Here is a 14,112-nt window from a genome sequence, read left to right on the forward strand (position 1 = left end):
CCAACTGGCCACCGGTTGGACGCTGGGAGGATTTGCGCAAACTTTTTGTAACAGGTTTACGCAAACCATCTGTAGAAGGTGGTTTATGACTATTTGTAGAGTTTTTTTTTGAAGCATGTTCTAGTTCTTGAATCCGTTTTTCTAACTTAGAGAATGTTTCTTCAAATAAAGAAATAACAGCTTCAGGTCCTTTTTTATATGCATCTAAAATGATTTTTCGATCGACCATCCTATTCACCCCCCTGTTTGATATACTCAGTATTTACAAATGGGAGGCATATGAAACTAGTAAAATTAAAAAAAGACACCAAAAGGTGGCTGAGTAGTTACCGGGGAAGATTACAAAAGAGTCTATGAATTTTTGGAGTTAATAGAAAAGGATGAGTATATTTGTTCTAATTTTTCTAATGAAGCGTTGAATTTCTGTCAAAATATAAAAAAAATATACGTGGATTTTTTACCAGCTTATCAAAAATCAAGAGAAAATAAGAATCAAATGATAAATGAGTTACTTAGTAAAAATAAAAAGGACATAAAAAATCTACTATATTATTTTGAACAATTGATTTTCCAAGAATATAAAAGGCATTCAAATGAAAAGTGTTTAGAAATATATAGTCAATTTTTATACGACACTAATTTATTAGCTGATAGCATAGAATTAGAGAAAAAGCAGGAAATTAGGTGTGGAAATAATAATGAAGAGTTTGTAAAAAGGCTAATAATGGAATACGGCTTGATAATAGAGTTTAAGAATAACTTTTTTGATTTATTAAGTGGAAGATACAATTTTTCATTAAATGAAAATTGTTATACTTTCGAATCCTCCGATAATAATCTCGACTTAGTGTCGATTTTATATGAGGCTAACAGACAACAGCGAAGAATGATATCTTTAGATAGAAGAGGTGAGCGATTTACCCGGTCATTATTCAGAAAAACAAGTTTAGAATTTCTGTATAAAGATTTTGGATATAAAGTAGATGATGAAATAGAAAATGGTATTACTATTCAAGATATTTATAATGTCTGGGATAGTATTTGCGAATTTGTTGATAATATTAATACATCTAAATCAACTTGGTTAAGGATAAATTATGAGAGAATTATCAACAAGGATTTTAAAAAGATTATTTCAAAGGAACAGTTTTACAAAGTTCTTGAGAACTATTTTGTATCGAATATAGAGAAAGTTGATTTGTACTTGTATCCTGTTCAAAAGTATAAATCTCAATATTTGATTTTAAATTGGGGCACAGATATTGAATTTACATATTTGCTAAATAATATTGTTCCTAAAGTCATAGATAAGAAGTTTTATGAAGCTGAACTTATAGATGATTTAAAGGTAGTAAAAAATTTACTGTTTAAGAACAATAACGAATTTTTAGTCTATCCAAAGAATATAGAGTTTAAAGATTTATCAATAGAGATTGATTTGATGTTTATGTATGAAAAAACATTATTTATTGCTGATGTCAAACACACTATGAAGAAATTTGAAAGTATAAGTAATTTAAGAAAATTAAATTATACATATGATGGCATTATACAAGTGGATTATATTTGTAAATTTATTGAAAGAAATAAAGATTTATTTATTGCTAAATTAAAAAAAGAAAAGAATATTGATGTACCTGATTTTGAAGAGGTAAAGGGATTTTTATTAACAAATGAAGGGAAGTTTTCTGGAGTACATTTAAATGAAAATGTTCCCATTTTAACTCGAGAAGATTTCTGGAGATTTTTTGCTTATCCTGTTGTTTTAATCCAGGATATAAATAGATTAAGCAAGACAGGGGTTAATTTTATAATAAAGCATTGGTGGGACTTTTCTAAGGTACCTAGTTTAGAAGATTTTTTGAATTATCTAGCTAATCCTTTTAAAGATAATTTTGCTTTTAAACAATATACTGTTATGGGCGAGGAGGCTTTTTATATAGCTGGAAAAAAACTAATTTATAAAAAGTACAAGATAAATTATCAGGAACTAAATTCTTTTTCTAAATATAGAGAAAAAGATTATGGGGTGTTAATTGAACAGAAGATTAATAATATGAGGAATAAAGGTGTAAATGAATGGATAGATGCTTTTTATGTAATAGATTTTACTAAAAAGAAATTGGTGAGTACTGTTAAAGATGTTAAAGACATTAACTATTGGATGGAACTCCAAACTGAATTTTTTAAATTTGATGACACATCAAATAGAAAATAGTAGCCGAAAGGATACCGTATGTACATTAGTTTTGTGTTTTGGGGTGTGGAGTATTGCTATTTTTATATTGAGTAACGAAAAATTATTAATGTAACAATATTTTTAGAAGGATATGAAAAAATGATTGAACAAATATTTTTATTTTAAATTCTGTGAGCTAATTGAATGACAAGATAGCCTCTTAGATATTGATATATAAGTGTAAAAGTCCCCTCTTAATAATAAAGAAGGGACTTTTTGTGAAATTGTATTTGTAGGTGGGAAGACATTAAAACTTAAGAAGAATTACTGTTTAATTTAAACTATTTTGTGTTTTAGATTCCAATTTATTGTTATAAAAGCTTAGTAGTGCGATACCTTTACCAGATAAAGCTTCAAATTCATATATTTTATAATTATAACTTTCGGAGGTTAATTTCCCTTCATCACCAATAAGTTTTATACATTCCTCATATGTCATGCCCAATTGTAGTTGTTGGAATTCATCTAATGTAATATAAGCATATTGGGGTTTCTGTAGTCTCTCATAACTTTGGCGTAATTCTTCTTCTCTTCTTTCGTTTTCTACTCTTATTTTTTCTTGTTGTTGCCTTTGTTTCTCTTTTTTAATATCGTTTTTTTCTTTATTAATTTTAAAAGATAACTTGTTTATACTATCTTTAAAATCTTTAATATCTTGCTTAGTTGTTAAAACTTTCTTATCAATAATTTTTGTCTTAAGAGTGCCTGTCTGTGTGTATGTTATACCATTTTTTTTTATCTCCAGTATATATTATATCACCCAGTGCATATTCGAAATAATGCTCTAATCCAAGTTCGGTTATTTCAGATTCAACAGATATATATAAATTGGGTTATTTTGTAAAATTAGTGATATACATTATATCTTCTGCGTTCATTTATGACATTAAGTTATGATATTTCCAGCTGGTTATTCACAAATTTATAATCGTTACACAACTTTTTTGACACGATTAATGTAACTTGATATCATAGGTTTGTAAAATGATTATTCGTGGTCGTTATTTCGTGTCACGATTTAGAGGGGGAGGTTTTGATATGGTGGATAAAAGAATTATGGAAGTAATCAATGTTCTAAATTTAGGTGGTAACAAAATTTGGTATGTACCTATTCGAAATGAGGGAACACTAGAAAATTATAATAATGCTGTATTAAATAAAATTACTTTTGATGGGGAAAAGCTCGATGCTAGTTATTGGGCATTTAAATCAGGACCAAAAAATAAAAGTAATTTTGATGCGATGGGTATAGGAGATTATGTTTGTTTTATTGGAAGAGATTCAGAAGGATACGAATTTATAGACTCAATAGCCACTCTATACGACAAATATATAAATTCAAAAGAAGGATTAAAAAATTGGAACGATAGTCAATATGAATTGATTGTTAAGTTTGATTCGGTATTCGTATTAAAAAGTAAACTGAGACTAACGAAGAATCGAATTAAGTTAGATAATATTCTGGAGAATATACCTAGTGAGATTTTTCATAACGGTTACGAAATGTTTAGGGTATGGAATCTTAATAAAAAATTGTCTCGAACAAAACTTGGTCCTAAACTGATTGAAGAGGATGAATTTATTTCTATTATTAAAGAATCTTCTCAAGGTACATATATTGATGATACCAATTCAGAACAGGAGATTGTTGAGAGTGAAGTGTTACACTCTAATGATGGAAAAAAATATATTAATGACCAAGTAGAAGATTTTTTAACAATATGTAATGAAGATTTATTTAGAAATCTTAACGGGGTAAAAGTAGAGACTCGGAATCGTAATGAAAAAGATGGAAATACATCATTAAATGCTAAGCCTCTTACTCAGATTAAAGAAAAAAATAATCTAAGTAAGAAAAACCAACAATTAATTGGTTGGACTGGAGAGAAGTTTGTATATAAATTATTGTTAAACGGACATGAAAAACTATTAGAAGCGCTTGGTATTAAAAGTAAAGAAGAAATTACTAAAACCGAATGGAGTAATTTAGAATACGATTCAGGCGATGGAGATTTTCGAGATTTATCATTAGGTCATGATATTAAAGTGAGTACTAAAGCGAAATCATTACAATTAGAAGTGAAGACAAGCTTTAATAATAGTGGTTACTATTCAATTACAAGAAATGAATTAAAAGAAATGGCGAGTTACAAAGAAAATTATTTCATTGTTAAAGTAAATTACCTTCATAGATTAGAAAATGCTGGTACTCCTGAAGTAATTGTTGAAAAATTCCCCATTTTCAATGTCCTTGAAAACTTAAATCGTATTAAAGCTATGGACATCTATCTGTAAACTCCATACTTAAGAATTAGGACGATTTTTATAGTTGCAAATTGAATATTCATAAAGAAAGTTGCTGCATTTATTTGTAGCAACTTTCTTTTTTACAGGTTCTATATAGATATGCATTAGTACAACAGAATTACTATTTTGGAAGAAAATGTTCCGAAGCTATAACAACAATGTTATTAAAGTTAATCCCCGTGTCTAACTGATATGATATGGAGCATTGGTATTGTGTGTTTTACCTCCCAATATCAATGCTATTCACACATAGAAACTACATTTGAACAAGTGAAAAAGAACCAGTGTTTATGCCTAATGAGATCTTTGAAGATTTACCAAGGGCTATAAATGTAAATAGAAGAAAAACCAAACGGAGGAAACCCACATGCCAACCTACAACAAACTAATCCGAAACAAAATCCCACAAATAATAAAATCCAACGGAAAAACACCAACAACAAGAATCCTACCCGAAGACGAATACATAAAAGAACTCTGCAAGAAAACACAAGAAGAACTAACAGAATACATCGAAGCAAAAACAAAACCTCATAAACTAGACGAACTATCCGACCTACTAGAACTAATAAACGCCCTAGTTGAACAAGAAGGCACAACACTAGAAGAAATCAACAACATCCGTAAAAAGAAAGCAAAAGAAAGAGGCGGCTTCTCAGATCGAGTCTTTCTAATTGAAGTAACCGATAACTAGCCCCTCATAAGCCCCTTACAAGCCCCTACCAAGTAATAAATCACTAAGAAAAAACACAACAAAACAAAAACACCAACAAACACCGTAGTAGTAGTCAAAAAAATTTTTGAAATAACACGCCAAAAACCCAGCCAGTCTCCCATATATATTATGAAGAGGCTTTTACTTTTGAACGGAGACGGGAGGAATTAGGATGGCGGTGTATCGTACTGTGCAGGTGAATTTTTGGCAGGATGATTTTGTTTTGGATTTGACGCCGGAGGAGCGGTATTTTTATGTTTATTTGTTAACTTGTTCGAAGACGACGCAGTGTGGGATTTTTCCTTTTCCGAAGCGGTTAGCGGAGATGGAGACGGGTTATAATCGGGAGACTGTTGATAAGCTTGTGCAGCGCTTCATTGATTATGGGAAGATTCTTTATGATGCGGAGACGCGGGAGTTATTCGTTTTGAATTGGCTTCGTTATAATCCGGTGACGAATACGAATGTGGAGAAGTGTGTGCTTCGTGAGCTTAAGGGTGTGAAGAATAAGGAGTTTGTACATATGTTTCTTCAGAAGTGCGTAGAGGAGGAGCTGAATGTTCCGATGCTTTTAGCACATTTCGGTATGCCTGGTGATTTGGCTGTGGATGATGTTGAGCCAGATCCAGTTTGTGAGGAGACAGAGGAAGAAGAGGTTATAGAGGAAGAAACGGGAAGTCGCGTGTTTTCTTTTTATGAGCAACATTTCGGTAGTTTGTCTCCTTTTGCGGTGGAGGAAATGAGTGCGTGGATGGATGATTTGTCGGAGGAGCTTGTGCTGAAGGCTCTTCAAATTGCGTTTGAGAATAATAAGCGGACGATTGCTTATGTGAAGGGGATTCTGCGTGGGTGGCACGGGAAAGGGTTTACGAAAGTGTGTGAGGTTGAGGCGGATACGGCTAAGTTTCGGAAGAAGGAGTTGTCTGTTAGTACGGGGGAGACGGAGGAGTTTTTGGCGAGGTGTGAGGAGTGGGAGAAGAATGCGCCATCTGAGGAGGAGTTGCAGCGCTTTTTAGCGGAGCGCGGGTGGCGACCATGAGTATTCAAAATGTGGAGGCGGAGAAGACGGTGTTAGGTTCTCTATTAATTGATGGAGAGCTTATTAAGGAGTGCCGTTTGACGGAGCAGTATTTTTCTATGCCAGTACATAAGTCTATATTTCAGTTAATGCGAAAGATGGAAGGAGAGGGGCAACCGATTGATCTTGTGACGTTCATTTCTCGGGTAGATCCGAAGTTTTTAGAGGGTATCGGGGGAATGGAGTATTTTATAGGGTTAATGGATGGTGTGCCTACTACTAGCAATTTCTCTTATTATGAGGGGCTTGTTCGAGGTGCCTGGAAAATGTATCAGGCCGGTGTTCTTGGGCACAAAATGGGAGAGCGTCTTATTGCGGAGAAGAGTGAGAAGATTATTGGTGAGACGATTACAGCACTTTGTGAGTTAGAGGAAAAGGATTGTGTATGTGAGTTTGATTTGAAGGATGCGTTAGTTGATTTATATGAAGAGCTTCATCAAGATGTAAAAGAGATTACAGGTATTGAGACTGGTTATACATCGTTAAATAAAATGACGTGCGGATTGCAGGAAGGTGATTTTGTCGTTCTTGGTGCGCGTCCTTCTATGGGGAAGACTGCGTTTGCGCTTAATGTTGGACTGCATGCGGCAAAGTCTGGAGCGGCGGTTGGATTGTTTTCGTTAGAGATGAGTAGTAAGCAATTGTTAAAAAGGATGGCTTCTTGTGTAGGTGAAGTGTCAGGAGGCAGGCTGAAAAATCCGAAGCATCGTTTTGCGATGGAAGATTGGGAGAAGGTAAGTAAGGCGTTTGCGGAGATTGGTGAGTTGCCATTTGAGATTTACGACAATGCAGGCGTTACGGTACAAGATATTTGGATGCAAACTCGTAAGTTAAAGAGGAAGCACGGTGATAAAAAGATTTTAATTATTGTAGATTACTTGCAGCTTATTACGGGCGATCCGAAGCATAAGGGCAATCGATTTCAAGAAATTAGTGAGATTTCTCGTAAGCTTAAGTTATTAGCACGTGAGTTAAATGTTTGTGTAGTAGCGTTATCACAGTTATCTCGTTCTGTAGAGTCGCGGCAAGATAAGCGTCCGCTTTTATCAGATTTAAGAGAGACGGGACAGATTGAGCAAGATGCGGATGTCATTATACTTATGTATCGCGAGGATTATTACGATAAGGAAACGAAGCAGAAAGAGATGACGGAGATTCATGTGGCGAAGCATCGGAATGGGCCTGTGGGGAGTTTTAAGCTGAGGTTTTTGAAGGAGTTTGGGCGGTTTGTGGAGATTGGATGATAAAATAGAAGAAAGCATATAAAAAGGTAAAGGAGTGGTTACGGATGACAAAAGTAGGTCGTTTATATGAGCAAGAGAAGCAAGAAGAAATTGATAAAGCACTTTCGGCAGCTGGAATGCTCTTTAAAGGAATGAGTGTAGAAGAAATAGCTAAAAAATTAGATGTAACAATTGAAAAGGTGAAAGAGTGGGAGAAGCGTTTATCTCATTAATCGCTGGGGTAATGGCAGCGTCTGTATAAATTTATACAAAAATAGCCGAATATTTATTATATAATAGTCGGCTATTTTTGTACGGAGAAGTTGTTAGGTTTAATACGCAAATCTTTTGGTTTGCTCTTGAATATATTCCTCATTTCCCCATAAAGAAAGATCTTCTCTCTGCAGTAATCCATTGCTGCAAGTCATCTTGGCTACGTCGGACAAGTCGATTTACTAAAACATCATGCCATACATAATCCTCTAATAGGTATATATGAACGGGGTCATCTGTATAAAAAGCAATATTACGCTCTTCAAGTGATGGTCCATAAATCATCTCTTTAGAATCTATCGATACAATAAACCAATGTTCTGTAGACAAGGTTTCTGTATAAGGTGTTATGCGATGGGCTTCTAGATTTTTAATGGGATTTTCAACATGTAGGGTAATACCTTGTATTGTAACTTTATCAGCTACTTCAGATAGATCTTCTTTTAACGCTTCATACATCTCATCCCACATTGAAATGACAATACGTCGTTCTGCTTTTTTTATTAATGCCTGACAATAGCTAATGATTGTTTGATTGTCTTTTAAAGTAATCACTCGATTATCTGTTTTTTCTTCGGAAGTTTCTAGTTTTTTTAATGAATCACTTATTCCTTCATATGTAGACTGCCATTCTGATTGCGCCTTCTGTAAAAAGATTTCAACAGGTAGAGGTGAATAGCGAGTGGTGTCATTTATTTCTTCTTTCATGACAATTCCTTTTTCTACAAGGTTACCTAAAATCTCATAAATTCGCGCTCTTGGGACACCCGAATCTTTACTCACTTGGTAGGCTGTGACAGGCCCTTGTTTAACAAGAGATACATAAGATTTAGCTTCATATTCATTGAAACCAATTTTTTTAAGCTGTTGCACTATGTAGTCCACTTTTTTCGTCCTCCGATGTTTGCTTTTATCCCGCATTAACGGGCAGTAAGACCCCCACCTCAAAATTCAGCGGAAGCAAAGAAGTTAGGTGGGGATCAACTGCCCGTAAAAGCCCGATTGGTTCAACTAATAATCAGTGGGGGATGAACAAACCCCCCCACTGATTAAAGTTTCACTTTATATTTCAACGTTACAATAACTGTTTACATTTAGCAAATTATTAGTTACTATTCGAGTAGTGACTAAAGGGGAGGTTAATAGTATGGATTTTTATTTAGACCCATCTGTATTAATGATTTTGATTGTTTTTGGATTTGTAGCTGCATTTATTGATTCAGTTGTAGGTGGTGGTGGACTCATTGCTTTACCAGCTTTATTATTTACAGGACTGAATCCAGCAAGTGCAGTAGCTACGAATAAACTAGCGTCGACAATGGGAAGTGCAACTAGTAATATTGTGTTTTATCGTTCTGGTAATCTTGATTTGAAATCGGCGTTTAAATTAGTTCCGCTCACTTTCATAGGTTCCATAATAGGGGCATGGACCGTTCATTTAATGAATCCAGAAGTACTGAAGCCATTGATGTTGATTATGCTTGGTGCGGTCGCTATTTATACGATATTCCAAAAGGATTGGGGTAGTATTTCCACTCATAAGAAATTGTCTGGTCGACACGTCATTATTTTTACCTTCTTTGTTTTTGCTATTGGTTTTTATGATGGATTTCTAGGTCCTGGAACAGGTTCGTTTTTAATGTTTTCTCTTTTATTTATTGGGTATGATTTTTTAAAAGCAGCAGGTAATGCGAAGCTTCTTAATTTAGGAAGTAATGTTGGTGCATTGTTGATGTTTATGTATGTAGGGCAAGTAAACTATGCATATGGTTTTATAATGGAGATTGCTCAAATTGCTGGAGGGATTGTTGGCTCCAAATTTGCTATAAAAAAAGGAAGCGGGTATGTTCGTGCTCTTTTCATTACAGTAACTTGTTTATTATTAGCGAAGAATCTGTATGACTATATTCAGTAAGTAATTAAAGAACGTAGAAAAGGTTAAATACGCAGATTACATAAAATATAAGAAGACACTAGGGAGAAAATTCCTTTTAACATTTTTTAGATGCTACCTTGTTTGAAGATAGCATCTAAAAAGAAAATCTAAGTGAAGAGAATGAAAATAATATAAACTCATATTTTTCTGGGGTATGTTTATTGATTATATTGAAATGTTTACTCTATATTCTTCTTATAATTAGGCCTCAACAAACTCTTAAAATCCAACTCAGCAATTAACACACTCAATAATATAAGCGTAGCCCCTAAGTATCCTTTTCCTGTCAGCGTTTCACCTGTGAAAATGAAAGCAAAGCCTGCGGAAAAGACAGGTTCTAATGAGAAGATAAGTCCTGTATGTGTAGGCGTCGTGTATTGCTGGGCGATAACTTGCACGATGAAAGCGACTGCGGTGCAAAATATGCTTAAGGCTAGGATGATTAGCCATGAGTTGGTTGTGCTAGGAAGTTTTGGCGTTTCGATAATGAATGAAAAAATAAGACTAAATAGGCCGACGAAGCCGAGTTGTATGACTCCAAGCGCAATGGAGTTCACATGTTTTGTTACGCTGCCAGTGATGATGACGTGGATTGCATAAAATAAGGCTGACAGTATGCAAAATATATCGCCGTTACCGATCTTGAATTCGCTCGTTAATGTTAATAAGCCGATTCCTATTATCGTTAAAATGATTCCTACTATAACTTTCTTTTCCGGAATGTGTTTTAAAAATATAGCTGATAAGATCGGAATGAAAATGACTGTGAGACATAGTAAGAAACCAGCATTAGAAACACTTGTGTACTTTGTACCGAAAGTTGCGAAAATGTAAACGATAAATAAGACAGAAGCGAGTATAAATGCATATTTTACAGTTTTAAAATCGATTTTGAATAAATGTTTGTAAAATATTAAACCTGATAAAAGAAAGGCGATAATAAATCGTAATGCGATTAAATTATATTCTTCAATGCCTTCAAGTCCAACCTTTGTAAGTAAGATGGATGCACCCCAAAAGAATGTAACTAGTAGTAGCCCTAAATCCGCTTTTAATTGTAGTTTCATTTCTATTCCCTCGTTATGTATAAAATTTAAAATCCCATACCCCTATCCCCATTCTTAATTTTAATGTCAATTCTGAATATTTGTAACTTAAATTTATCGACGTTTTATTCCATCAAAAAAAGGCTGTTTATAAAACAGCCTTTTTTTGATGGGGAAGTTATTCCTCTTCAAACTGAAAAATATCCCGGTTAATAAGTTGGTGGAGATACCTATCCATTTCAGCCGCAGAAACGCTTCTTTCATTTTTAAACCACCATGCGCTTAATGAGGTGATTGCCCCTGAATAAAATTCAATGATTAGATCATTTGGCATCGTATGATTTTTGCGCAGTTGATGTAACGCTTCTATTTCTTGTTTTCTCGTTTCGTGACTTAAATACTGTGTCCGGTTAATAAATTGTTCATCAGACATTTGTGTCTCTAATATTTTACCGATTTCTTCATGGTGTAGAAATTGTTCCATTACTTGAAATGGTTTACTTAATCGATCTGAAACCGGTATTTCAGCAATCATCTTGCTATATCGTTTAAATCCAAATGCTAATAAAGCATCTTTATCTTCGAAGTGTTTATAAAAGGTTGTTCGGTGTACCATTGCGCGGTCACATATTTGGTTAATCGTAATCGTACTATATTTCTGTTTTGATTGCGTCATTAATTCAAATAAGGAATCCCACAGTAATTTATGTGTACGTCTAATACGTAAATCAAGTTGTTTTTCATTATCATTCATCTACAATTCTCCTTTTTTGTAGATTAAATATACAGTGGCTGAAAATTGATTCTCCCTTTTTAATCTACATATGTATATTATATTACATGTGTTCTGGTGTATTTAAAGTTTTTTAAGTAAGAAACAGGAGGAGAATCTGTAAATGAATATGACAACTAAGAGCCCTACAAGTGGCAAAGTTGATACTTCTAATTTGAAACATACCCCCATTTTAATTGCATTACTTTTAGGTGCAATGGTTGCATTATTAAATGAAACATTACTTGGAAATGCGTTAACGGTATTAATGAAAGAATTTGACGTAACGGCTTCAACGATTCAATGGCTTTCTACAGCATACATGTTAGTAGTTGGGGTTTTAGTTCCAATTACAGCATTACTTCAGCAATGGCTCACAACGAGACAAATGTTTTTGATCGCTATGGTAACGTTTTTAGTCGGTACATTAATTGCGGGATTCGCACCGACATTTTCCGTTTTATTAATTGGCCGTATCGTCCAAGCTGTAGCGACGGGGTTAATTACACCGTTATTAATGAATACGATTTTAATCATTTGTCCACCTGAAAAACGTGGTGCGACAATGGGGTTAATCGCACTCGTGATGATGGCAGCTCCGGCAATTGGCCCTACATTATCTGGAGTAATTGTGGATTCATTAAATTGGCGCTGGTTATTCTATATTGTTATTCCTATCGTGATTATTTCCATTATGATTGGGATGAAGTACATTCAAAATGTTTCAGAGTTAACAAGGCCAAAAGTAGATTACCCATCTATCCTTTTATCGACATTAGGATTTGGCGGGCTTGTGTATAGCTTTAGTGCATCGGGTGATTTAGGATGGTCCGATGCAAAAGTGTATGGCACTTTAATTGTTGGGCTTATCTCATTATGTATTTTTGCCGTTCGACAATTGAAAATTGAGAATCCAATTTTAGAATTACGAGCATTTAAAGTTCCGATGTTTACATTATCAGTTGGATTAATTGTCATTGTGATGATGTCGTTATTTTCAACGATGACTTTATTACCGATGTTCCTGCAAACCGTTTTACTCGTTACAGCTTTTAAATCAGGAATTATCATGCTTCCGGGAAGTGTTATTAGCGCCATAATGGGACCAATCGCAGGTAAACTATTTGATAAATTTAGTCCGAAAGTTATTATCGTTCCCGGCATTGTCTTAGTAGGAATTGCAATGTTCTTATTTAAAGGCATTACTCCTGATACATCAATGGTACAAATTATTGTCATGCACAGCGTATTAATGGTTGGACTCATGTTTGTCATGACAGCACAAACATACGGTTTAAATCAATTAACACCAGATTTATATCCGCACGGAACAGCACTATTTAGTACGTTGCAACAAGTAGCTGGTGCAATTGGTACAGCTATCTTTATTTCGAAAATGTCTTCAGGAACAACTAAGTATATGGAAAGCTCCGCAAATCCACTGGATCCAGTAGAGAAGTTAAACGGTTTAACGTCAGGGTTCCAAGGTGCATTTGCACTTGGGTTAATCTTTATTATTGTTGCATTTATCGTATCGTTATTCTTAAAAGAAGAGAAAGAAGGAGTAAAGGCAGCGAGGGTTTTACAGAACGAACATTAAGGTTTATATAAAAAAGGCATCTTTCCCTAGAAAAGATGTCTTTTTTATATTTTTTTCGTAACACTTGTTTTGGGGTCTTCATACATAAGAATTGGTATGTACAATAATTATCCTTTTTGAGAATAAGGATGCAAAGCCGTACTAATAACTAATAGTTCACCAGATGATTTAGTGACATCGTATATAGATCCTGTTATGAGAATAGGCATAGTCATGATTGTGAAGTTGTTATATTTATATTAAGCGATTTGAACGTTTTTTATAGTGAAAATTAGAGACACTTCAATAAAAAGGAATTTAATATGGTATTCTTTAGTTAAGATATGTAAACGAAGACAGGGGAAATGAAGATGGACAAGAAGCTAACGTATTGGCTAGCATCTATTATAGGTGTAGTAGTACTTGCAACTGGTATGACTTATGGAATGTTACAGTTTGCTGAAGTCCCGCTTGAGAGTGAGGACCATGTTTTTGCAGAGCTTAATAAAGAAGACACACTATCGAATGAAGCAGAAGTGAAAGGCTCAAATGCACAACTTCACATTACAGTAACTTCTACTGAAGAAGAAGTTATTTCAGCTATGCATAGCATGACTCATCAAAAAGTAAAAGCGTGTGAAGGAAAGGGAGCAACCCCTATGTCCAAAAAGAATGCAGAGAAAGTAAGAAACATTCTAAACGGAAACAATTTCAAGAATAAAGAAGAGCTATTAGCAATTACTGAAAGATGGGCAAACAGAGATTTTAGTAAAATTTTAGAAGAACATAACTATTTTATTAAACTTCAAGGTGGCAAGATAGGTGAAGCTACAGTAATGGATAAGATAGACGAGAAAGTATTCTGTTTCAATACTTTCGGTGATGATGTAACGGCCGCATTAGTTAAATCAGGAGATCTTCAGCCACGTTAAAGTGTCTTTCTC

Annotated in this window: 13 protein-coding genes; 9 read left to right on the forward strand and 4 right to left on the reverse strand. The window is 34.2% G+C overall.

Going from position 1 to position 14,112, the window contains the following annotated elements; genetic code table 11:
* Window positions 1-229 (reverse strand): DUF6444 domain-containing protein (locus ATL10_RS09790; RefSeq protein WP_258375768.1); only part of this gene is annotated, 229 nt, incomplete at its 3' end.
* Window positions 230-361: 132 nt separating this feature from the next.
* Between ATL10_RS09790 and ATL10_RS09795 the strand changes: the two genes are divergently transcribed.
* The 6 genes from ATL10_RS09795 to ATL10_RS31215 all read left to right on the forward strand — a co-directional run bounded on the left by ATL10_RS09795 (window position 362) and on the right by ATL10_RS31215 (window position 7,795).
* Window positions 362-2,218, forward strand: coding sequence for a hypothetical protein (locus ATL10_RS09795; protein ID WP_110496827.1), 1,857 nt, complete (start codon window positions 362-364; stop codon window positions 2,216-2,218).
* 1,059 nt (window positions 2,219-3,277) lie between these two features.
* Window positions 3,278-4,534, forward strand: a complete 1,257-nt coding sequence (locus tag ATL10_RS09800) for a DUF3883 domain-containing protein (protein ID WP_258375769.1) — start codon at window positions 3,278-3,280, stop codon at window positions 4,532-4,534.
* A 379-nt stretch (window positions 4,535-4,913) separates the two neighbouring features.
* Window positions 4,914-5,240: a nucleoside triphosphate pyrophosphohydrolase gene (locus ATL10_RS09805; protein ID WP_110496829.1), complete on the forward strand. Its 327-nt coding sequence runs from the start codon at window positions 4,914-4,916 to the stop codon at window positions 5,238-5,240.
* A gap of 193 nt (window positions 5,241-5,433) precedes the next feature.
* Window positions 5,434-6,300 carry a DnaD domain-containing protein gene (locus ATL10_RS09810; RefSeq protein ID WP_110496831.1) on the forward strand — a complete coding sequence of 289 codons (867 nt, stop codon included), beginning with the start codon at window positions 5,434-5,436 and terminating at the stop codon, window positions 6,298-6,300.
* The gene (dnaB, locus tag ATL10_RS09815) at window positions 6,297-7,583 is read left to right on the forward strand and encodes a replicative DNA helicase (protein ID WP_142669947.1); all 1,287 of its coding nucleotides are present in this window, start codon (window positions 6,297-6,299) and stop codon (window positions 7,581-7,583) included. Before ATL10_RS09810 ends, dnaB begins: the two co-directional genes overlap by 4 nt.
* 44 nt (window positions 7,584-7,627) lie before the next feature.
* A complete protein-coding gene (locus ATL10_RS31215; RefSeq protein WP_000169783.1) occupies window positions 7,628-7,795 on the forward strand; it encodes a hypothetical protein in 168 nt (55 codons plus the stop codon).
* A 139-nt stretch (window positions 7,796-7,934) separates the two neighbouring features.
* Here the strand turns inward: ATL10_RS31215 and ATL10_RS09825 are convergent, their stop codons facing one another.
* Entirely contained in the window at window positions 7,935-8,720 is a 786-nt protein-coding gene (locus ATL10_RS09825) for a TrmB family transcriptional regulator (RefSeq protein ID WP_048538038.1), read from the reverse strand.
* Between the two features lie 262 nt (window positions 8,721-8,982).
* Here ATL10_RS09825 and ATL10_RS09830 point away from each other — a divergent pair, with 262 nt between their 5' ends.
* Complete coding sequence (locus ATL10_RS09830) at window positions 8,983-9,750, forward strand: TSUP family transporter (RefSeq protein WP_110496835.1); 768 nt, start codon at window positions 8,983-8,985, stop codon at window positions 9,748-9,750.
* A 200-nt stretch (window positions 9,751-9,950) separates the two neighbouring features.
* Here ATL10_RS09830 and ATL10_RS09835 read toward each other — a convergent pair whose 3' ends face one another.
* Together ATL10_RS09835 and ATL10_RS09840 are read right to left on the reverse strand one after the other, a co-directional pair.
* A complete protein-coding gene (locus ATL10_RS09835; protein ID WP_110496837.1) occupies window positions 9,951-10,838 on the reverse strand; it encodes a DMT family transporter in 888 nt (295 codons plus the stop codon).
* A gap of 157 nt (window positions 10,839-10,995) precedes the next feature.
* On the reverse strand, window positions 10,996-11,571 hold the full coding sequence (locus ATL10_RS09840; RefSeq protein ID WP_090975683.1) for a TetR/AcrR family transcriptional regulator: 576 nt from the start codon (window positions 11,569-11,571) through the stop codon (window positions 10,996-10,998).
* 142 nt (window positions 11,572-11,713) lie between these two features.
* On the opposite strand from ATL10_RS09840, the gene ATL10_RS09845 reads away from it, so the two are divergent.
* Both ATL10_RS09845 and ATL10_RS09850 read left to right on the forward strand, forming a co-directional pair.
* On the forward strand, window positions 11,714-13,189 hold the full coding sequence (locus ATL10_RS09845; protein WP_001057560.1) for an MDR family MFS transporter: 1,476 nt from the start codon (window positions 11,714-11,716) through the stop codon (window positions 13,187-13,189).
* Window positions 13,190-13,539: 350 nt separating this feature from the next.
* Window positions 13,540-14,100 carry a PRK06770 family protein gene (locus ATL10_RS09850; protein WP_110496839.1) on the forward strand — a complete coding sequence of 187 codons (561 nt, stop codon included), beginning with the start codon at window positions 13,540-13,542 and terminating at the stop codon, window positions 14,098-14,100.
* Window positions 14,101-14,112: the final 12 nt, after the last annotated feature.

This window comes from Bacillus sp. 196mf (assembly GCF_003217275.1).
Lineage (GTDB): Bacteria > Bacillota > Bacilli > Bacillales > Bacillaceae_G > Bacillus_A > Bacillus_A thuringiensis_S.